The 20,702-nt window shown below is 62.0% G+C and carries 21 protein-coding genes and 1 pseudogene; 6 read left to right on the top strand and 16 right to left on the bottom strand.

The window, feature by feature from the left end:
- Positions 1 to 36: 36 nt before the first annotated feature.
- Complete coding sequence (locus LUB09_RS15995) at positions 37 to 447, bottom strand: HPF/RaiA family ribosome-associated protein (protein ID WP_057006756.1); 411 nt, start codon at positions 445 to 447, stop codon at positions 37 to 39.
- 213 nt (positions 448 to 660) lie between these two features.
- Entirely contained in the window at positions 661 to 1,608 is a 948-nt protein-coding gene (locus LUB09_RS15990) for a LysR substrate-binding domain-containing protein (protein ID WP_231423027.1), read from the bottom strand.
- A gap of 137 nt (positions 1,609 to 1,745) precedes the next feature.
- Between LUB09_RS15990 and LUB09_RS15985 the strand changes: the two genes are divergently transcribed.
- Positions 1,746 to 3,122, top strand: a complete 1,377-nt coding sequence (locus tag LUB09_RS15985; protein WP_231423026.1) for an L-serine ammonia-lyase — start codon at positions 1,746 to 1,748, stop codon at positions 3,120 to 3,122.
- Positions 3,123 to 3,459: 337 nt separating this feature from the next.
- Positions 3,460 to 3,777 (top strand): DUF3509 domain-containing protein, encoded by a 318-nt coding sequence (locus tag LUB09_RS15980; protein ID WP_209988997.1) that lies wholly within the window; start codon positions 3,460 to 3,462, stop codon positions 3,775 to 3,777.
- Here the strand turns inward: LUB09_RS15980 and LUB09_RS15975 are convergent.
- From LUB09_RS15975 to relB, 3 genes and pseudogenes are all read right to left on the bottom strand, one after another.
- Complete coding sequence (locus LUB09_RS15975; RefSeq protein ID WP_231423025.1) at positions 3,774 to 4,262, bottom strand: phosphate-starvation-inducible protein PsiE; 489 nt, start codon at positions 4,260 to 4,262, stop codon at positions 3,774 to 3,776. The two genes, LUB09_RS15980 and LUB09_RS15975, sit on opposite strands and share 4 nt — an antisense overlap.
- Positions 4,263 to 4,430: 168 nt before the next feature.
- Positions 4,431 to 4,699: pseudogene (locus LUB09_RS15970) on the bottom strand (type II toxin-antitoxin system RelE/ParE family toxin).
- Complete coding sequence (gene relB / locus LUB09_RS15965) at positions 4,689 to 4,877, bottom strand: type II toxin-antitoxin system RelB family antitoxin (protein WP_231423024.1); 189 nt, start codon at positions 4,875 to 4,877, stop codon at positions 4,689 to 4,691. The pseudogene LUB09_RS15970 and the gene relB overlap by 11 nt, the downstream one beginning before the upstream one ends.
- Before the next feature lie 315 nt (positions 4,878 to 5,192).
- Between relB and LUB09_RS15960 the strand changes: the two genes are divergently transcribed.
- Positions 5,193 to 5,453, top strand: coding sequence for a YebG family protein (locus LUB09_RS15960; RefSeq protein WP_003171979.1), 261 nt, complete (start codon positions 5,193 to 5,195; stop codon positions 5,451 to 5,453).
- 53 nt (positions 5,454 to 5,506) lie between these two features.
- On the opposite strand, the gene LUB09_RS15955 is transcribed toward LUB09_RS15960, so the two are convergent.
- A complete protein-coding gene (locus tag LUB09_RS15955) occupies positions 5,507 to 6,526 on the bottom strand; it encodes a Leu/Phe/Val dehydrogenase (RefSeq protein ID WP_057006761.1) in 1,020 nt (339 codons plus the stop codon).
- Between the two features lie 186 nt (positions 6,527 to 6,712).
- Here LUB09_RS15955 and LUB09_RS15950 point away from each other — a divergent pair, with 186 nt between their 5' ends.
- Positions 6,713 to 7,516 carry a SirB1 family protein gene (locus LUB09_RS15950; RefSeq protein ID WP_209988988.1) on the top strand — a complete coding sequence of 268 codons (804 nt, stop codon included), beginning with the start codon at positions 6,713 to 6,715 and terminating at the stop codon, positions 7,514 to 7,516.
- A gap of 258 nt (positions 7,517 to 7,774) precedes the next feature.
- Here LUB09_RS15950 and maiA read toward each other — a convergent pair whose 3' ends face one another.
- The 3 genes from maiA to hmgA are packed head-to-tail and all read right to left on the bottom strand — an operon-like array spanning position 7,775 to position 10,995.
- A complete protein-coding gene (gene maiA, locus LUB09_RS15945) occupies positions 7,775 to 8,410 on the bottom strand; it encodes a maleylacetoacetate isomerase (protein WP_231423023.1) in 636 nt (211 codons plus the stop codon).
- Between the two features lie 12 nt (positions 8,411 to 8,422).
- Complete coding sequence (gene fahA / locus LUB09_RS15940; protein ID WP_209988982.1) at positions 8,423 to 9,709, bottom strand: fumarylacetoacetase; 1,287 nt, start codon at positions 9,707 to 9,709, stop codon at positions 8,423 to 8,425.
- 2 nt (positions 9,710 to 9,711) lie between these two features.
- Positions 9,712 to 10,995 (bottom strand): homogentisate 1,2-dioxygenase, encoded by a 1,284-nt coding sequence (hmgA, locus tag LUB09_RS15935; RefSeq protein WP_231423022.1) that lies wholly within the window; start codon positions 10,993 to 10,995, stop codon positions 9,712 to 9,714.
- Positions 10,996 to 11,115: 120 nt separating this feature from the next.
- On the opposite strand from hmgA, the gene LUB09_RS15930 reads away from it, so the two are divergent.
- Positions 11,116 to 11,895: an IclR family transcriptional regulator gene (locus LUB09_RS15930; RefSeq protein WP_209988976.1), complete on the top strand. Its 780-nt coding sequence runs from the start codon at positions 11,116 to 11,118 to the stop codon at positions 11,893 to 11,895.
- Between the two features lies 1 nt (position 11,896).
- Here the strand turns inward: LUB09_RS15930 and dacB are convergent, their stop codons facing one another.
- The 7 genes from dacB to LUB09_RS15895 form a co-directional block, all read right to left on the bottom strand.
- Positions 11,897 to 13,351 (bottom strand): D-alanyl-D-alanine carboxypeptidase/D-alanyl-D-alanine endopeptidase, encoded by a 1,455-nt coding sequence (gene dacB, locus LUB09_RS15925; protein WP_231423021.1) that lies wholly within the window; start codon positions 13,349 to 13,351, stop codon positions 11,897 to 11,899.
- 268 nt (positions 13,352 to 13,619) lie between these two features.
- Entirely contained in the window at positions 13,620 to 16,034 is a 2,415-nt protein-coding gene (locus LUB09_RS15920; protein ID WP_231423020.1) for a TonB-dependent siderophore receptor, read from the bottom strand.
- Positions 16,035 to 16,144: 110 nt separating this feature from the next.
- Positions 16,145 to 17,074: a glutathione S-transferase family protein gene (locus LUB09_RS15915; protein WP_209988968.1), complete on the bottom strand. Its 930-nt coding sequence runs from the start codon at positions 17,072 to 17,074 to the stop codon at positions 16,145 to 16,147.
- A gap of 75 nt (positions 17,075 to 17,149) precedes the next feature.
- Positions 17,150 to 17,425 (bottom strand): GIY-YIG nuclease family protein, encoded by a 276-nt coding sequence (locus LUB09_RS15910; RefSeq protein WP_209988965.1) that lies wholly within the window; start codon positions 17,423 to 17,425, stop codon positions 17,150 to 17,152.
- A gap of 36 nt (positions 17,426 to 17,461) precedes the next feature.
- Complete coding sequence (locus LUB09_RS15905) at positions 17,462 to 17,932, bottom strand: nuclear transport factor 2 family protein (RefSeq protein WP_231423019.1); 471 nt, start codon at positions 17,930 to 17,932, stop codon at positions 17,462 to 17,464.
- A 72-nt stretch (positions 17,933 to 18,004) separates the two neighbouring features.
- Entirely contained in the window at positions 18,005 to 18,640 is a 636-nt protein-coding gene (locus LUB09_RS15900; protein ID WP_209988959.1) for a response regulator transcription factor, read from the bottom strand.
- A gap of 195 nt (positions 18,641 to 18,835) precedes the next feature.
- Positions 18,836 to 19,654 (bottom strand): response regulator, encoded by an 819-nt coding sequence (locus LUB09_RS15895; RefSeq protein ID WP_231423018.1) that lies wholly within the window; start codon positions 19,652 to 19,654, stop codon positions 18,836 to 18,838.
- Between the two features lie 357 nt (positions 19,655 to 20,011).
- Between LUB09_RS15895 and LUB09_RS15890 the strand changes: the two genes are divergently transcribed.
- A complete protein-coding gene (locus LUB09_RS15890; RefSeq protein ID WP_209988952.1) occupies positions 20,012 to 20,641 on the top strand; it encodes a DUF1120 domain-containing protein in 630 nt (209 codons plus the stop codon).
- Positions 20,642 to 20,702 lie beyond the last annotated feature (61 nt).

Raw genomic sequence — 20,702 nt, 5'->3', positions numbered from 1 at the left:
TCTGCAGGCCCGTTTTATCAGGGGGTGAAAAAACCGTCAGCTGTTGATCGCGGCGTTTTCGTTTTCCAGGAATTCCTGTTCCAGCGCATCTTCATTCACTTTATTGATCGGCTGGTTTTTCGCGGCAGCGCGGGGCTTGCCTTGCAGTTTGCCGAACAAGTGCTCCAGCGCGTGATCGAGCTTGGTGGCTGCACCGTCGATTGCCTGTTCCAGGGTATCGGCCTTGTGCAGGACCGACAGCGGCTGATGGCCCTTTGGCCGTGCTTCCAGGCGGCAACTTAAATCGTGGGGACCGGGCTTGTCGCCGTTCTCATCGCGCAGGTAAACCTCAACGCGGGTCAGGTCTTCTTCATAACGTTCGAGCGTGCTTTCGATGGTAGTACGTACCCACTCCTCCAGTCGGATGCTGCTTTCAATATGGTTATCGCTATTGACTTGGATTTGCATAGTTCTTCCCTTATTTCAGCTAGCTCGCCAGAGATCACAAACTGCAACACCGGGGTGGTGAAACCATGACCTCCTGCTTACACAATTGAGCACCCGCTGAAACAATTCAACCCCTTTTCAAAGATAAATCCTACATTACAAATTAACCCTGACGACAAGCAGAAACGCTGTTAGGGTGGGGAGTTGGTTACATCTTCTTACGACCACATTTCCTCATGATTGCCCCTCCGCCAACGGGTGCAATGCGCGAAAATTCCCTGCTTCCTCCACCAGCCAATCATGCACCGCGCGCACGCCCGGATGATTCAGCGCCCCCGGCGCGTACAGCAGCACATAGCGTTTATGGTTGGGCACCGCCAGGCCGAATGGCACGATCAAGGTGCCGCGTTCCAGCTCATCGTTGAGCAAGGTGCGCCGCGCAATGGCCACGCCCATGCCGGCGATGGCGGCCTCGATGGTCAGGTGGTTGCGGTTGAACGTGTGCCCCCGGCGCACATCGGCGTGGTGATAGCCGATTTCATTCAGGTAGAACTCCCACTCCGCGTACTCATAACTTCCACGCCAGGCGGTAATGTCGTGCAGCAACGGAAAGTGCGCCAGGTCCGCCGGCCCGTGCAGCGGCGGGCGGCCACGCAGCAGGCTGGGGGCGCACACCGGAAAAATCTGCTCATCCAGCAGGGCGGTGGATAACAGGCCGGGGTAGCTGCCGTCATTCAGGTCGATGGCCAGGTCGAAATCGCCTTCGTGCAGGGCGACGCTGCTGTCTTCGGCAACCAGACGCAGTTGGATGTCGGGGAAACGCTGCTGCAGCCGTGGCAGGCGCGGCGTCAGCCATTTGCCGAGAAACGACGGGATCGAGCGCAGCCGCAGGGTACCGCTGATCATGCCCGCATCCAGCCGCTGCAGTTCGGCGTCGATGCTGCCGTACGCCTCCCCCACCGTGGCGGCCAGCCGCTGCCCTTCAGCGCTGAGCTCCACGCCCCGAGCCCGCCGATGAAACAGCCGAAAGCCCAGGCGCTCCTCCAACTGGCGAATTTGCTGGCTCACTGCGCCTGGCGTGATGTGCAACTCCTCTGCGCAGCGGGTAAATGACAAGTGCCTCGCAGCGCAGGAAAACACGTGCAGCCACATATAGGTCTGGCCATGAAGGGGACGTGGCATAGGGTTTAGTCCTGCTAAAGGGTTTCTTAGGATAATTCGTTGGTCAGCACCAATCCACACGCTCAGTATCACGCCAATTGCGCTCGTCCCACAAAAGATGGCAGCGATTTCTGTTCCATTGCTTGTAAGGGTTTAGCATGGCTATCAGTGTTTTTGATCTATTCAAGGTGGGCATCGGTCCCTCCAGCTCCCATACCGTCGGCCCGATGCGGGCAGCGGCGACCTTTGCCCAGGCGCTGATCGACCAGCAGGTGCTGGCCGCAACACGCCGCGTCGAAGTGCGCTTATACGGTTCGCTGTCCGCCACCGGCGTAGGTCATGCCACCGACCGCGCCTGCGTCATGGGCCTGATGGGCGAATGGCCGGATCAGGTCGATCCTACTTCGATCAATCCGCGTATCCAGCAATTGCGCGAGTCCGGCCGGCTGTTGCTGGCAGGCCAACAGGCAATCGCCTTCGACTGGCACACCGACCTCCTGCTGCTGGACGAAAGCCTGCCCTACCACCCCAACGCCATGTCCCTGCACGCCTACGGTGACAACGGGCTGTTGAGCGAACAAACCTACTACTCGGTCGGCGGCGGCTTCATCATCGACGCGGCTGAAGCGGACTCGGGTATTGCGCCGACCAGCGATGTTGAATTGCCCTACGACTTTTCCAGCGCCGTTGAACTGCTGGCTTTGTGCAATAAACACGGCCTGCGGGTTTCCGAATTGATGATGGCCAACGAGCGCGCCTGGCGCAGTGACGAACAGATCCGCAGCGGCCTGCTGCATATCTGGTCGGTGATGCGCGAGTGCGTGGAGCAGGGCCTGCGCGATGAGGGCATTCTGCCCGGCGGCCTGGATGTGCCGCGCCGTGCGGCAAAACTGCATCGCAGCCTGCTGGAGATAGGCAAGCCCAACGTCATCACCTCGACGTTATCGGCCATGGAGTGGGTCAACCTGTTCGCCCTCGCCGTCAACGAAGAAAACGCCGCCGGCGGGCGCATGGTCACCGCGCCGACCAATGGCGCGGCGGGTATCATCCCGGCGGTGCTGCACTACTACATGAAGTTCAACCCCGACGCGTCTGACGATGATGTGGTGAATTTCTTCCTGGCCGCCGCCGCCGTCGGCATCCTGTGCAAGAAAAACGCCTCGATCTCCGGTGCCGAAGTCGGCTGCCAGGGCGAAGTGGGCTCGGCCTGCGCCATGGCCGCCGCAGGCCTGGCCGACATCCTCGGCGCCACGCCCGAGCAACTGGAAAACGCCGCCGAAATCGGCCTGGAACACAACCTCGGCCTCACCTGCGACCCGGTCGGCGGCTTGGTGCAAGTGCCGTGCATCGAGCGCAATGCCATCGCGGCGGTCAAGGCCATCAACGCCACGCAAATGGCCTTGCGCGGAGACGGCAAGCATTTCATCTCGCTGGACCGGGTGATTCGCACCATGCGCGACACCGGTGCCGACATGCACGACAAATACAAGGAAACCTCGCGCGGCGGCCTGGCGGTCAACTGGGTGGAGTGCTGAGTGCGCTGCAAGCGACCGTTTTATCGGCGCTGCCCTGAAACAGGTCACCCGTCCCCCCACCCCACCGACCCCATGTGGGGAGGGGACTTGCTCCCGATAGCGGTACATCAACCAAGTATCCATTGGCTGACACACCACTATCGGGAGCAAGCCCCCTCCCACAGTTGCATCTCCTTGTAACAGGGACCGTTGTACGGCACGCCCTTTGCTGTACAGCTATTGAGGAAAACGGACCTTGTGAACCCTCAGCGACGGAGTGACCGGTGGTCAGGCAATGCGAACCAATCCCGACACCGGTCGTCAATGACTGCATGTTCTTATCAGGCGGTAACGCACCATGGACAATCCTTTTCAGATCATCACCGACACCTTCAGCCCCCAATACCGCGTCAACCTGAGCATCCAGCGGCTGGACGGCAGCATCATGCTCACCCTCTCCAACGAGGATGGCGTGGTGGCCAAACGCATGATCAGCGCCGAACAGCGCAAAGACCCGAAACGGCTCAAGCGCCTGGTGCAGAGCATCCAGTTCGGCATTGCCATCGAGCAGGGCCACAGCGCCATGGATATCCTGGCGGTGATGACCGATGGCGACAGCCACAACATACTGCAGCCACCGCCCCCTCGTAACCAGCCCTTCAGCGCCGGGCTCTAGAGCTCGCCCTTCTCGGTTTCCAGGCTCGCCTCGCCTTTGCGACGCGGGCCTTCGATCTTCATCGACGGGAAGGCCGACGAGGCGTAGCGCACTACCAGAATCGCGAACGCCAGCAACAGAATGCCGCCACACAGGTAGATGATGCCCAGGTCCGGCGGGTTGTGGTGCGACACGTTGGAAATCAGCAGGCGCGTCAGCGCGGTGATCGCCACGTAGATCAGGAAGCGTACCGGCATGTGATTGGTCTTGAAATAAATCCCGACCATCGCGCCCAGTTCCAGGTAGATGAACAACAGCAGGATGTCATCGATCTTGATGTGCCCGTTCTCCAGCATCCCCAGAAACTCCATCACCGCTGCCCACGCGGTCACCGCACCAATGGCGAACAGCGCCAGATAGTGGAAGGTTTCGACAAACAGATTGCCCAGCGACTCGGCCAGCCCGTGTACCTGCCCGCGCAGCCTTTCGGCCCAGTTGATTTTCACGATGGTGCTTCCTTAGGTCGACTCGACCGGATAATGCGGGATGGACGTGACGGTTGTTCTGCATGCAGAAAAAAGGCCAGTGCTGGGAAGTGAGAGGGCGGCGGGGTGCGACGGGGCACGTCTGGGAATTGGAAAAGTGAATATTACGCTCATCCGAGAAGCAGTCGCTCATGGATACCGTTGGCGGGCGTGTAAAACCGAAAGGATCCGGATGTGGTCCGTCACTTTGTATACGACCAGATAATTGGATGTACCACCATCTCACGCGTGCCGTTGATTCTTCCGGGACGGTAGAGATGTGGCCTACGAGAAAGAGCCAGTACAGAAGCCTCGATTGATCGCATAAGCTCCAGCGCTGCTACAGGATTGCGATCACTCAGATAATCAATAATTTGACGAAACTCCACCCGCGCCGCGGGTAGCCACTCAATCAGCATCGCCTTTCTTGAGTTTAGACTCGATGAGCGATTTCATTTCAGCCATTACCTCGTCGTGAGGAATACCGGGGCTTTTGTCATCAAGCGCAGCTTGTACCCTGGCGCGAAACCAGCGGTTGTAGCCATCGGCCTGCTCTTCGGTGTCTGCGTGGGTACCAGAGGAAAAGGAAGTGTCCATTGAAGGCTCCGTTGTCGATGAGGAAGGAGTCTAGCCGCTGGCCCTTTTACTGTCGTGCTCCAAGCGATGAAGTGAGTAACAGGAAAAATCCAGGCTTGTGCGACGGTTTTTTTGGCCGCCCCACTAGCGTGCGAACAGTCTGTTAGAGGCATCAGGGTGGCGGGCCGCGACGAGGCACAGATTGATCAAGAGAGGCTATTTCCGACTACATTAAAAACCTGCTATCCAAACCGCTGCGTTTGGCTTATGCTTTTCGCTGTATATAAATACAGTAGTCGCAAAAGACATCTATCGTGAAGGCATGTGAGGTGGTGAATGGCCGTCGAAGTGGTATACCGCAGCAGCCGAGATCTGGAGCGTTTGTTCATGGATAAAGCCGAAGCTGACCGTCATGACAAAATGCTTGAACTCGCTGAGTTGCTGGCAGAAGTGTTGCAAAAAGCCGTGCCGTCCCTCAGCGAGCAGCAGGTGGAGGAAGCCGGGATCTACATGGCGAAAAATCGCGATGTGTTTGCCAAGGCGTTCAAGAGCCAGCCGGACGCGTTGTCCGAGTTGCTCAACGCAGCGGCGGAATAAGCCCGAATTGAACAGGCCCTGAATCCTTGATTCAGGGCCTTTTTAATGCCCGGTCAGCGGTAGAGCAGGCGCTCGGCCAGTTCGTCGGCCACGCGTGCGGGTGAGCGTTTTTCGGCCTGGGCGTGGGCGAAAATTTCGGTCAGGCGCGTGCCGATGTTGGAAAGGTGCGCGGTGATGGTCGGCAATTGCGCGCCGCTGTGCTTGAGGGCGACGTAGATCAGTCCGCCGGAGTTGATCACGTAGTCCGGGGCGTAGAGGATGCCGCGCCCTTCCAGTTGGTCGGCGATCTGCAGGTTGGTCAGTTGTGCACTGGCAGAACCGGCCACGGCGGCGCAACGCAGTTGGGCAACGCTCTGGCGGTTGAGCACGGCACCGACTCCGCAGGGCGCGAGGATATCGCAGGGCGTGCTGAGCAAGGCATCGTTGGCGATAGGGTGCGCGCCGAGCTGTTCCATGGCCAGTTGCACCTTGCCGTGGTCGATGTCGCTGACCAGCAGTTCGGCACCGGCGGCGTGCAGTTGTTCGGCCAGCGCGTAACCCACGTTGCCCAGGCCCTGGATCGCCACGCGCAAGCCTTCGAGGTTGTCGCTGCCCAGGCGGGCCATGGCCGTGGTGCGAATGCCGGCGAACACGCCCATGGCCGCATGGGGCGAAGGATCGCCGGCAGCGCTGGTGCTGGTAACGAAACGGGTGTGCTGGGCGATGCAGTCCATATCGGCCACCGAGGTCCCGCTGTCGGTGGCGGTGATGTAGCGACCGCCCAACTGCTCGATGCAGCGGCCAAAGGCTTCAAACAGTGCCGCGCGGTCTTCCACATGGGCAGGCCGCAGGATCACCGCCGTTGCGCCGCCCACCGGCAGCCCGGCCAGGGCCGCCTTGTAGCTCATGCCCTGGGCCAGGCGCGCAGCATCCGCCACGGCGCTTTCGTCATCGGGGTAGGCAAGGTAGCGACAACCGCCCAGCGCAGGACCGAGGCGGCTGTTATGAATAGCGATGATCGCCTTCAGCCCGGTCACCGGGTCGATGCTCAGGTGCAGCGATTCAAGGCGGGTGTCATGCATGAGAGCAAACATCGTCAAGCTCCCGGATCACGTCTGGTCGTGGGCCAAGTATAGGCTCGCGGTAAAAATCCGCTGAAGCGTGCTGGAATAAGCAGGCGGAATTGGTAGGCGTTCCGACATAAGCAGGTAGGATATTTCTCAAGACACTGGACGTACATTCGCAGCAAGGCTAAAACGGGGCATCTGCCGGAGATTGCAATGACTCCCCGCCAAGCCTTTTTCGCCTGCCTGCAACGCTCGCCGCCTGCGCTGTTTGAAGCCGCGCTGTGGATTGCCGCCGAGCACGACCCGGCCGTGCAGCCGGCGGCGATCCTGCGTGACGTTGCCTTGCTGCAGCAACAGGTCAGCCTGGCCATGCCGATATTGCCGATGGATGAACTCGGCCAGCCGCTGCTGCGACGCATGAATGACCTGGGCTTTGCTCAGGACGACTTCACCCCGCTGCGCCCCGCCGCGGCCTTGATGGACAAGGTGCTGCAACGCAAGCGCGGGCAACCGCTGGCCATGGGCCTGATCGCACTGGAACTGGCGCGGCGCCTGGAAATCCCCCTGCAGGGCGTGAACTTCCCAGGTCACTTTCTGCTGCGTGTGCCCGGTGCCGATCATCTGCTCGACCCTTGCGGCGGTCGACGCCTCTACCCCAACGACTGCCGCGAACTGCTGCAACGTCAATACGGCCCCAACCTCACGCTGAAATCCGAGCACCTGCACACCGCCGAGCCGCGTTCGATCCTGCAACGACTGTCACGTAACCTGCGGCAGTTGCACCTGTCCAACGATGATTACCTGGCCGCGCTGGTCGACGCCGAGCGCGTGCTGGAACTGGGCAACGCCAGCGCCGCCGACTACCTGGCGCGGGCCAGTCTGTACCAGCGCCTGGACTGTCCCAGCGCCGAGCGGTTTGACCTGGAACATGCGCTGCTGCTCAGCGAAGACCCGATCCAGCGCCTGCGCCTGGCCGAACGGCTGGGTCATCTGCCCCCCAACTCGGTCGTGCACTGAACACGTGCACTCCTAATGGCGATAGGGCCTGTTGTGGCGAGCGGGCTTGTTGTGGCGAGCGGGCTTGCCCCGCGTTGGGGGGCGAAGCCGCCCCAAAACCAGGCGCTGAGCCGTATCAGGCACACCGCGTGTTTCTTGATTGGGGGCGCTTCGCACCCCAACGCGGGGCAAGCCCGCTCGCCACAACAAGCCCGCTCGCCACGACAGGCCCGCTCGCCACAACGAGTCCGCTCGTCGCGCAACCTCTCGCCTCCTGAACTAAGGCGCGTCAGCTTGACTGCCGGGATGTGCCCGGATAAACGCCGGATGCTGCGCCGCCAACGCCGCTACCCGCTGAATTCGTGGATACGCCGCCAACGACACCTTGAAGCGCTGCGCGGCATACACCTGCGGAATCAAAAACACATCCGCCAGCCCCGGCTGCTCGCCCAGGCAATACCCCTCATCGCCAATCAACTGCTCGACTGCGGCCAAGCCCTGGCTGATCCAGTGACCGATCCATTCCAGCAACTGCGCCTCATCGTGTCCCCACTGGCGCAGCAGGTTCTGGGTACTGGAGTTGTGCAACGGGTGAATATCACAGCCAATAATCGACGCCACCGCACGTTCGTGGGCACGGGTCGCCAGATCCCTGGACAGCAGCGGCACCTGTGGATAACGCTCCTCCAGGTACTCAATGATCGCCGGTGACTGAATCAACAGTTCGCCGTCATCCGTGCGCAACGCCGGAACGCGCCCTTGCGGGTTGATCGCAAGGTACTCGGGCTGATGATTCGCGCCTCCCGGCGGCACCAGCAGGTTGACCGGCACCGCGCTGAACGCCAGGCCTTTCAGCGCCAACGCAATACGCACCCGGTACGACGAGGTGGAACGGTAGTAGGTATAGAGTTGCATCGCCCTGCCCTCTCAGCGCGCCGCGATGACAGTACCCCGGCAGTCACCGAATCCGATGGACGCAAACCCGTCACGGCGGCAGCGTGCACGCAAGATGATTTCATCGCCGTCCTCAAGGAATTTGCGCACCTCGCCGTTGGGCAATTCGACCACCCGTTTACCGCCTTCGGTCATCTCCAGCAAGCTGCCGAACTGTCCTGCTTCGGGCCCGGACAGGGTGCCCGAACCGAACAGGTCACCGGCCTGCAACTGGCAACCGTTGACGCTGTGATGCGCCACCAACTGCGCGACGGTCCAGTACATGTGCAGGCTGTTGCTCAGGGCCAGACGGTGCGCCGGCAGATTCTGCTCGCGCATGGCCTGCGTGAGCAGCAGCACCTCGAGTTCGATATCCAGGGCGCCGGCAGCTTGATCGCGGGTGTCCAGCAGGTAGGACAGCGGTTGCGGATCACCTTCGGGTCGTGCCGGCTGCGCCTTGCGAAACGGTTCCAGCGCTTCCACCGTCACCACCCAGGGCGACAGGGTGGTAATAAAGCTCTTCGACAAGAACGGCCCCAGCGGCTGGTATTCCCAGGCCTGGATATCGCGCGCCGACCAATCGTTGAGCAAACAGAAACCGGCGATATGCTCGGCCGCATCGCCGATGGCAATCGCGTCGCCCATGGCATTGCCCTGGCCAATCCAGATGCCCAGCTCCAGCTCGTAATCGAGTCGCGCACAGGGGCCGAAAACCGGTTCGGTGTGGCCGGCCGGCAAGGTCTGGCCCTTGGGGCGACGTACCTCGGTGCCCGACGGGCGAATGGTCGACGCACGGCCGTGATAGCCGATAGGCACATACTTGTAATTGGGCAGCAGCGGGCTGTCGGGGCGGAACAGTTTGCCGACGTTCTGTGCATGCTCGATGCCGACATAGAAGTCGGTGTAGTCATTGATTCTGGCCGGCACGTGCATCTGGCAGTCGGCGGCGCGATGCAGCACCTGGGCCTCACGCGCCTGCAGTGAGCCGCCTTCGGCCAGCAGCTCCAGCAGGCGTTCACGCAGCGCCACGCGCGGGCCACGGCCGAGTTCGAAGAAGGCGTTCAACTGGCCGCCAGCGGTGGCCTCGACGGCGCGGCGCGCCTGACCCTCGAACGCATCCAGGGCGGCGTGCAGGTCGAGAATGCAGTCACCAATCGCCACGCCACTGCGCGGGGCAGAACCGTTGACGCTGAACACGCCCAAGGGCAGGTTCTGCAACGGGAAATCAGGATGACCGTTGGCGGAGGCGACCCAACTGCGGGTGAGGGTTGGCTGCGTCATGGTTATCTCCGATTCGGGTTGAAGGTGGCGGGCAGCGAGGCCCAGCAGGCGTCATAGGAAGGTTGCAATTGCGCGCACTCAAGGGCGAACCGAGTGGGCCGCAGCACCTGGCTGGTCTCGAACATGAACGCCATGGTGTTATCGATCTTGTGCGGCGCAAGGTCAGCGTTGATCGCTTTGGTGCAGGTCTCGCCGTCCGGGCCGTGGGCGCTCATGCAACTGTGCAGCGACGCGCCGCCGGGCAGGAAGCCTTCGGCCTTGGCGTCGTACGCACCCTGGATAAGGCCCATGTATTCGTTCATCAGGTTGCGGTGGAACCACGGCGGGCGGAACGTGTTTTCGGCCACCATCCAGCGCGGCGGGAAGATCACGAAGTCGAGGTTGGCCAGGCCGTGGGTGCTGGTGGGCGAGGTCAGGACGGTAAAGATCGACGGGTCAGGATGATCGAAACTCACGGTGCCCAGGGTATTGAAACGGCGCAGGTCATATTTGTACGGCACGTTGTTGCCGTGCCAGGCCACCACGTTCAGCGGCGAATGGTCGAGCTCGCAGGCCCAGAGTTCGCCGAGGAACTTCTGCACCAGCGTTGTAGGTTTTTTCAGGTCTTCGTAGTGCGCCACCGGGCTGAGAAAGTCGCGCGGGTTGGCCAGACCGTTGCTGCCGATCGGGCCGAGGTCCGGCAGGCGCAGTGGCGCGCCGTGGTTTTCGGCAACGTAGCCGCGGGCCTGTGCATCAAGCAGTTCGATGCGGAATTTGAGGCCGCGCGGCAGCACGACAATTTCCAGCGGCTCCACGTCCAGCACGCCGAGTTCGGTGGCGATGCGCAGGCGGCCCTGCTCGGGAACGATCAGCAGTTCGCCGTCGGCGTTGAAGAACACACGCTCCATCGAACGGTTGGCACGGTAGGTATGAATGCTGATGCCTGACGGTTTTTCCGACGCCGCGTTGGCAACCATCCCCACCAGCCCGTCGATAAAGTCCGTCGGCTCATCCGGAATATCCAGGGGGTTCCAACGCAGCCGGTTAGGCGTCACCGCGCCCAGCGGCCCGCCGGCCAACTGCCGTTCCAGCTTGACGAACGCCGGGTGATTGGCCGACGGCTGAATGCGGTACAGCCAGGTGCGCCGGGCTTCACTGCGCGCCACGGTAAAGGCGGTGCCGGAGAACAGTTCGGTGTACAGCCCGTAGGGCGCTTTTTGCGGGGAGTTCTGGCCGACGGGCAAGGCCCCGGGCAAGGCTTCGCTGGCAAATTGATTGCCGAAGCCCGACAGGTAGTCCAGGTGCATGGATCGTCCTCTGCAAGGAAGTTGTTTTTATCGTAATCCAGTTACGCACAACGTAATTTGATCACCGTCGAGCGTCAAGCTATAAAGACGCCCACTCATCTCTCGGATTCTCGCCCTTCCATGGAAAAGCCCCGCGACACCGGTAAACAGAAAGTCCGCTCGGCCGAAGTGGGCACCGATATCCTCAAGGCCCTCGCCGAGCTGTCACCGGCCACTTCGCTGTCGCGCCTGGCCGAGCATGTGCAGATGCCGGCCAGCAAGGTGCACCGCTATCTCCAGGCATTGATCGCCTCGGGGTTTGCCGAACAGAACGCCGCCACCAACCATTACGGCCTGGGCCGCGAAGCCCTGCGCGTGGGCCTCGCCGCGCTGGGCAGCATGGATGTGCTCAAGGTAGGCGCCCTGCCCCTGGCCGAACTGCGCGATGACTTGAATGAAACCTGCTTCCTGGCGGTGTGGGGCAACCAGGGCGCGACCGTGGTGCAGATCGAACCGGCGGTGCGCGCGGTTACGGTGGTGACGCAGTTGGGCTCGGTGCTGCCACTGCTCGGCTCGTCCACCGGACTGGTGTTCAGCGCCTACCTGCCCGCGCGGGAAACCGTGGACTTGCGTGCGCGCGAAATCCAGGCCGGCATCGCCCACGTACTGGCGGACGATCAGGCTTACGCCAGCACCTGCGCGCAGATCCGCAGCCGCGGCCTGCATTTTGTACATGGTTTGCTGATGCCCGGCGTGGATGCGCTGTCGGCGCCGGTGTTCAACGCGGTCGGGCAGGTGGCGGCGGTGATGACCGTGGTCGGCCCCACTTCGGTGTTCCACGCCGATGAACACGGCCCGGCGGCGCAGCGCCTGCTGGCGGCGACCCGGGCCGTGAGTTGGCGGATGGGCTACCAGCCTTGAATCAGTCGTGCCACTGGCTCAGCGTGACGGCCAGGCGATTTTCCAGGGCGCGAATTGGCGCCGCATCGCTGACGTAGTTATTGCTGATCATCGAGAACACCAGACGCCGCCCGCCGGCGTCGGTGATGTAGCCACTCAGTGACGACACCCCGGCCATCGAGCCGGTCTTGGCGTGCAGGTTGTTTGCGGCGGCGGTGCCCCGCAGGCGATAACGCAGGCTGCCGCCGGTGAGGCGATCGGCATTGCCGGCAATCGGCAACGCGTTATACCAGGCGTCGAACCAGGGCTGTTTTGCCGTCGCCAGCAGCACGTCCGTGAGGTTCTGCGAAGACACCAGATTACGCCGCGACAACCCCGAACCATCGACCTGACTCAAGGTTGCCGGGTCCATGCCCTGGCGTTTCATGAACGCCGCCACTGCTGCCACACCGGCCTGCGCGGTGCCGGCATCGGCGGTCTTGCGCCCCATGGCCTTGAGCAGCGCTTCAGACATATTGTTGTTCGAGAGTTTGAGCAGCGGCGTGATCAGTTGCTGCAACGGTGCCGAGTGGTGCTCGGCCAACAGCAACGCGGTGGTCGGGCTGGCGCCACCGATCACCCGCCGGCCCATCACCTGAATGCCCTGCTGCGCCAGCGCCTGTTCAAACAGATTGGCCACCAGTTGCGTCGGCTCCCACACACTGACCCACTGCCGGCTCTGCTTGCCCGGCGCCAGCGCGCCGCTCAGTTGCAGCAGGTTGGTGCCGTGCTGGCGGGTAATGCCGTAGCTGTTGCCCGGCCCGCTGACGGCGCGATTGCTCAGTTGCACGTAATCGGTGGCGGGGCTGATCTCCACGCTCACCGGCTGCCCGAGCGTCACGGGTGCCTTGGCGGTGACCAGCAAGGTGCCCGCATCAAAATCAGCATTTGGCGACACGGTCAGCGCCGAAATCTGCGCACCGTAGTATGTGGATTCGTCGTCCTGGGCCCAGTCGACGCCCAGGCGCTCGGCGTCAAACCAAGTGTCGTCGACCACCAGATCACCCTGCACCTGGCGCACACCGAGGCTCGCCAATTGCGCGGCCAAGGCCTGGTAATCAGCGAATTGCAGGGTGGGATCACCCAGGCCACGCAGGTACAGGTTGCCCGTCAGGCGATCACCCTGCTGCGCGCCGTTGCTCAACAATTGCGTGGCAAAGCGGTACTGCGGCCCCAACACATCCATCGCCGCCGCCGTGGTGAGCAGCTTGAGATTGGACGCGGGAATCAGCCGTGTACGCGGGTTGTGCTGGTACAGCGTGCTGCCGCTGCGGGCGTCGCGCACCATCAGCGACACGGTGGCGCCATTGAGCGCAGGATCCGCCAGCAAGTGGTCCAGCGTTCCCATGGACGTCTGCGAGACGCTCGCGCAGCCGCCCAGTAAAAGGCTCAGGCCCGCCAGCAGCGTGAGAGGATGTAACCATCGTCCAAAATGCATCGCCAGGGTGTATCCGCAAAAAAGTTGCGGCAACGCTACCAGTTCGCCTCCCTTGTGGCGAGCGGGCTTGCCCCGCGTTGGGGTGCGAAGCGCCCCCCATCGAGCAAAACGCGGTGTACCTGATACGGCTCAGCGCCTGGCTTTGGGGCTGCTGCGCAGCCCAACGCAGGACAAGCCTGCTCGCCACAGGGGAGCTGCGCTTAACTAAACGGCTCGCTCGCCACAACAGCCCCCCCATCAGCCCTTTTCGCAGTAAACCCGCCCAGCGCTAGAACTCCAGCGTACTGGACACCGACACCTGCCGCGCATCGCCCATCGACACAAACAGACGGCTCGCCGCCGAGGTGTAGTAGGTGCGATCGAACAGGTTCTTCACGTTGAACTGGAACTTGACCTTCTGCCCCTCGATCCGCGTGTCGTAGGTGGCAAACGCGTCGGCCACGGTGTAACCCGGCAGGTTGAAGCTGTTGTTCGCGTCGCCTTCGCGCTGGCCCACATAGCGTGCGCCGGCGCCCACGCGCAGGTCATCGCCGCCCACCAGGCTGCCGACGTCGTACACCGCCGACAGTGAGCCGGTGTGCTTGGCCACGTTCTGCAGGCGTTTGCCCTCCAGGGCCGGGTCCTTGGTGACTTCAGCGTCGGTGTAGGCATAGCTGCCGATCAGGCTCCAGTTGTCGCTGAGCTGGCCGGTGGCATCCAGCTCCAGGCCGCGCGAGCGTACTTCGCCGGCGACGCTGTAGACCGTGTCCAGCCCGGTGCCCACCGACACCAGCACATTGCGCTTGTTGATATCGAACAACGCGGCGCTGGCGGTGATGCGCCCCGGTATATCCAGCTTGGCGCCCAGCTCCCACGCCTTGGATTCTTCCGGCGTGAGGCTGCCGCTCAGGGTGCTGCCATCGGCCAGCGCCGCGATGGTGGAGTTGGGTTTGAACGACTCGGTGTAGCTGCCGTAGAACGACAGTTCATCGGTGTAGCGATACACCACGCCGGCACGCGGCACCCACTTCTGACCGTTGCCGTCGGTGTTGGCCTTGAACGGCACGCCTTTGCCGGCGTACTGGTCGTACATCTGGTAACGCGCGCCACCCACCAGAATCCATTGGTCGGTCAGGTGGATCGCGTCCTGGAAGAACAGCGAGTCGCTGCGCAGCAGGTCGGTCTGGGCGCTGTCCGGGGCACTGACGGTAGAGCCCGCCACTTCGTTGCCGTACACCGGGTTCAAGTAGCTGAAGACACCGCGCGGCTTCTGCCGAATCAAATCGGCGCGGTAGACCTTGCGGTACTCGTCATCCAGGCCGAACACCAGGTCATGTTGCAGCCCGCCGGCCTGCACCTTGCCTTCCAGGCTGGCCGTGGTGAAACGGTCGGTGGTGATCGCGCCCTGGGTGCCGTCCATGCTGCGGGTCAGGGTGCCGTTGGCGTTCACTGCACTGACACGCACCTGGCTGGCGTCGTAGGTCTCGCGGTTCCAGCTGTAGCCGAAGTGAGCCTTCCAGTCGTCGTTAAGATCGTGGTCGACTTCCAGACGGTACAGGTCGGAGCGACCTTCCATGTTGTTGAACGGCTCGTCCAGGCGACGGGTTGCAGGGATGTTCAACGGGTGGTTGGTCTTGGGGTCGATGGCGGTGCCACGGTCGAACGGCGAGAGAAATTCGCGATGCTCGTAGGCAAACACCACCTTGGTGGTGTCGCCATACCAGGCCAGGGACGGCGCCACCAGTGTCTCGCGGTGGGTGCCGAAATTGCGCCAGTAATCCTCGTCTTCGTGGTCGACGATCAGCCGATACGCCAGCCCGCTGTCACCGATGGGGCCTGTGGTGTCGAGGCTGCCGCCGCTGCCGTTCTTGCCGTCGCCGAAGGTCGAGCCGCGCGCGGTGAGGGACGTCGACTGCACCTGTTCAGGCTTTTTGCTGACGATATTGACCACGCCGCCCGGGTCCTGAATGCCGTACAACAGCGACGACGGACCTTTGAGCACTTCGACGCGATCGGCCGTGGCATTCAGCGCACGGCCCTGCACCACGGGCATGCCGTCCTGCATGATCGAGCCGTTGCGGTTGTCGCCGAAGCCACGCAGCATCACCGCGTCCTGGGTGCTGCCGAGGGTGTTGGCCTGGGTGATGCCGCTGATATTGGCCAGGGCGTCGTCAAGGTTGCGCGGGGTCTGGTCGCGCAACACCTGGGCGGGCACCACGTTGACGGTCTGCGGGGTTTCCAGCAGCAAGCCCTGGGAGCGCATCACCGAGCTGGTGGGCGGCGGCTGATAGCTGGTGCTGTCCTGGGCAAGGCCGGCACCGCTGATGGTGGTGGCGCCGAGGTTGACTGCCCCGCTGGTGGGTACAGGTTCGAGGGCCAGGGTACGGGCGTCGATCTGGCGGAAGGTAAAGCCGGAGTTGCCCAACAATCGTTGCAGGGCGTCGGTGGCGCTCATCAGCCCATTGATCGACGGCGCGTTGAGGCCGTAGGGCGCCTCGTCGGTGTAGATCACACTGATCCCGGTCACCCGGCTGAAATCGCTCAGCGCCTGGGGCAGCGGCTTGGCTGCCAGGGCAAAATTGAACCGGGCACTGTGCTGCTCCTGCGCCTGCGCGACGCACAGGGGCAGCAACGCCAGCCCCGAGACCGCCAATACCGAGGCTCCCAGCCACTGTTTAACCCAACCGCCCGCCATCGATTTCATGCTCAAAGGAACCCGTGTAGAAAAGCCGTTAATGCGAATAGCTCGCAGTTTCAAGCACTACACGGATGGGCCGGCGGTTTACCTCACATTTTGTTTGCAAATATTTTCGATTATTGCGCCTGAATGCGAAAACCCCAGCGCGGGAAGTGCACATGCACGGTGCCTGCGCGTTCGTCGGTGCGGCGCAGGATCAGCGCTTCGCGCCCGGCAAACAGCAACTCGCCCGCAACAGGATCAACGCCGTAGTCGATTGCGCTGACAGTGACTGCCTGCCCGGGGTGGAAGCCATTCAAGTCCTCGAACACCTCGTCCGGCAACGCGGCCGGCGTGGCATTACGGGAAATCTCCAGCGCCTGTTCGGCACTCATTTCACTGGCGCTGCCGTGACCGAACGCCAGCACCCGCGCCAACCACGCGGTCACCGCCGGATACGCATCCACCAGCGGCGCAGTCACCGGCGTGGCCGTGAGAAACCACAAACAATGAGCCAGGGCAAAGTCGGCAATCGAGGGTTCGCCGAACAGAAAATGTCCGGCCTTAAGCTGCTGCTCCAGGCGCGCCATGATCGCCGGCCACTGATGCTTGGCCAGCTCCACCGGCAACCTGCTCGCCGTGCCGCCGCTGAACAGTGCGGCGCGGTCGGCAAGAAAGCCCTTGACCGCGTCCGGGGACAATTTGCCGAAGCGCACCGCCACCGATTCCGGCTGGAACACCAGGCTCACGGCGTGGGCGAATACCACGCTGTCGGCCCAGGTGGCGAAGGTCTGGGTGATCATTTCCTGGCCCGGCGGGAACAGCGCAGGACTGGCTTTTTCCTGCTCCAGACGGCGCGCGATCAGCGCGGTATCGCAATAGATATCCGCGCCCACCTGCAACACCGGGGTCTTGCGATAACCGCCGGTCAAGGCGGTCAGGTCCGGCTTGGGCATCACCGGCGAAATATGCACGGAATGCCACGACAAGCCTTTGAAGCCCAGCAGCAGCCGAGCTTTTTCTGCGAAAGGTGACGTTGAGTAGTGATGCAGGATGAGCTCAGACATGTGGCGGTCCACTTGGCGAATGAACCCGCAGCTTAACGCGCCAAGTGCTCAGGTGGCGTGATGAGACGCTATCAGTCAGATCAATGCACCACTACGGGCCAGGCACTCCTTGGCGCTTTTTTTCAATTTCTTGATCAACCGTTCCTGACGCAACGCCTCGCCCTTCGTCGCGCATTGCTCGGTGTACACCAGCGCCACAGCCGGGCTGGACAGGAAGAACCGCGCGCCCTTGCCGCTCTGGTGCATGGAAAAACGGCGTTGCGGATCGTTGCTGATGCCGCAATAGAGGGAGCCATTGGCGGCACGCACCAGATAAACGTACCAGGGCTTGGCTTCAGTCGGAGGGGTCACGGGGCGATTCGGCACAATGGGAAAGCGCCAAGCTTATCAACGCCCGGCCTGGAATGCCTGCAAGCCTTTGCGCGCCTGGGCCCGCACGGCGTTTTTCAGCGCCGGCGACCAGCCCAGCAGCCAGCCCTTGAGGCCCAGCGCCTGGCGCGACCAACGCCACAGGTCAAAGTGGTCATGGTGCTCGCAGATCTTGCCATCGCGAAACACGAACCGCGCGCCAATGTCATTGACCACCGTGTTGCCGGTCGCACTGAACAGGTAAGTCGCCACCCAATGCGCGCTGCCGGTGCTGTCATCGCTGCGCACATGGTCGAAGGTCAGGGAAAAGTCCCTGGCCCGCGTGGTGAGCATGCGCCACATGTCACCCACGTCGCGCCCGCGCAGCTCACCGAAGGCCGGGTCGCTGAACACCACGTCGTCGGTGTAGCAGGCGGCCATGGCTTCGGCATCCAGCCGTTGGAAGGCCTCGTAAAAACGGGTGATCAACGCGGTGTGGGCATCACTCATGTGCAGCTCCGTGAATCGTTTTTGTAGGAGCGCACAATAGTCTGCACGGCAATGGAAAGCCACGGGCATTCACTAAGGCACCATGCCTGCATCCCGCGCGTAAGCAAACAAGTCCACATCGGTAGAGATACACAAGCGGTGCATGGCAGTGCTTTTCTGTTTACTGATGGTGGAAATACTGCGATTGACCCGCGCCGCGATCTGGCTGACGGTCATGCCGCTGGCGAGCATCCTGACCACTTCCTGTTCCTTGCCCGACAGCTGCGGTGCCTGCGTGGGCTGGGCCAGGCCCGCCAGGTCGAGCTGCGCACGCAGGGACTCACTGATAAAGTTGCGCCCTTGCACTACGGTTTGCAGGGCCTGGGGCAACTCACGCGCCGACGCACTTTTGGCCACCACCGCCCGCGCACCGTGGGACAGCGCTGTGCGCAAGGTCGCAACGTTGGCGAACATGGTCACCACGATCACCGGCACCTTGGGAAACTGGCGGTGCAACAAGCCCAGCAGGCCGTAGCCATCCGCTTGCTGGTCGCCCGGCATGGCGAAGTCCGTCACGATCACATCACAGGGGGTCTTGGCCACCAGCGCCAGCAGTTCGTCCGGGCCATTGGCCTCGCCCACGACTTTACATTTACCACTCGCCTCTATCACGACTTTTTGCCCGACTCGGACGATAGGGTGATCGTCAGCAATAATTATGCGAAGCATCGGTTTTTCCCATGACGGCAATTAGTTAGTAGCAAAATATCCCGACTGGCTGTAGGCAACAACCGTCAATAACTGCGTGAAATTGGCCCCACCCAATGTTTTAAGTGCCATCAGTTGTTACCCACAGAAATAAAAGAAATTACATACAGAGAAGTACTACGACGCAGAAGTATGTATTCCTACAGCAACTAAGGATTAGAGACTTCCCAAGTACTGTAGGTAATGTTCCACATCCCAAAAAAAATCCTGCAGAGCCACTGCATTGTCCGAAACACCCGATTGATTGACCCGTTCAATCAAATGCACGGCCCGTGGTTCAAGGCCGGTGTTGCCCAGAAACGCGACGCTGCCCATCAAACGGTGCAGCCGTTGACTGGTCAACGTCCCATCCAGACAGGCCAGGGCGTGCTTCAGAATGAAGAGATCATGGCGGGCTTCCTGGATCAGGCTGACTAACAGCGGCTGGGTCATTTCCCAGGAACCGAACATGGCGACCAGACTGGCGCGCGTGGGTCGCCTGCCGTGCACAGACAAAGAGAAAGGCTCGACTGCGCCCACCCGTACCTGGGGCGCGGCCAACCAATAGCGCAACACCTCACGGAGTTTGGCCAGGCCGATCGGCTTGACCAGCCAGCCATCCATCCCACAGGCCAGGCAGCGCTGGATATCCCCGGGCCCCAGGCTCGCGGTAAAGGCCAGCACGCAACAGGCTGGGCTGCGCGCCGCACGCTCGCGACGGCGCAGTTCACGCGTCATTGCGTAGCCGTCCATCACCGGCATGCAACAGTCGGTGATGACCACGTCATAGTGCAGCGCCTCCAACGCCTTCAACGCCTGACGACCATCACTGCAACAGAGATGCGAGACGCCAAGCTTTTCCAACAGAGAACCGAGCAACAGGCGGTAGGTGCCGTGATCGTCCACCACCAACACGCGAGCGCCACTTTCACGCCACTCGCAGGCAGCGTCGGGGTCTGCCTGGCATGAACTTCCTTCTGGAAACGTGCCCGACATAAAGCCCTCTTCACGAGAGCGAACTGCCCAGCCGGCATGACGGTGGTCACACGCGAACCTTTCGCCCAAAGACGATGCCCTGAACCTCAACGATGAGATTCAAATAAATGCGCTTCGAGCTTTGAACATATCCGGACGAATGCACATCAGCGATACAACAAGTACGAAAACTCCAGTAGGCGCTTCCCATCTGATAAAGCGATCCGACATTGCCGACCGTGGCTGTACGACATTCGCTCAGTCTCGTATTAGTTGCATTTCCCCACGGAGCCCCTCTGGCTAAATTCCCCGGCGCCTCATCAAGGGGGACAACGCTGACCTACCCCACTTAAAAAACAGACACCGGAGCCGCACCCCATGAAAAAGCCTTTAGCCGCCTGCTCGGCCATTCTTCTCACTGGATGCCTGAGCAACGCCTTCGCCGCCAGCAGCGTCGACCTGAGCGTCAGTGGCGTGATCACACCGAGCGCGTGCACGCCCGGGCTGTCCAGCAACGGCAACATTGACCTGGGCAAGATTTCGGCCGGAGACCTCAAGCAGGACACCAACACCGTGCTGCCCAGACGCACGCTGCGGATGAGCATCGATTGCGACGCCAGCACCTTGTTCGCCCTGCAAGGCACCGACAATCGCGCCTCGTCCTCAACGGCCTCGACGGGCTACGGCCTGGGCCTGATCGACAACACGCAAAAAATCGGGCGTTACTACTTGCTGATGGCCAATTCCGTCGCGGACACCGCGGTCGTCGCGGCCATGGAATCATTCGACGGCGGCGTGACGTGGATGGAACTTGACGATGCCATATGGCAACGCAACAACCTCGCAGCCTTCGGGGCCGGCTTGAACGGTCCGTGGGTGCCGATTCCGATCAAGGCGCTGACGACTGACCTGGTGGTCGCGCCGATGATTGCCCCGGCCAAAGACCTCAACCTGGCCAATGAAGTGCAAATCGACGGCTCTGCCACGCTGACCATCCAGTACCTCTGACGTGCAACACGCTTGAAGAGGGCAACGTCGCGCTCCACTGCAGGGTCGCCACACCACAACC

Origin of the sequence: Pseudomonas sp. Leaf59, from assembly GCF_920984685.1 — a bacterium.
Taxonomy (GTDB): Bacteria; Pseudomonadota; Gammaproteobacteria; order Pseudomonadales; family Pseudomonadaceae; genus Aquipseudomonas.
This window is presented reverse-complemented; position numbering and strand designations above follow the sequence as displayed.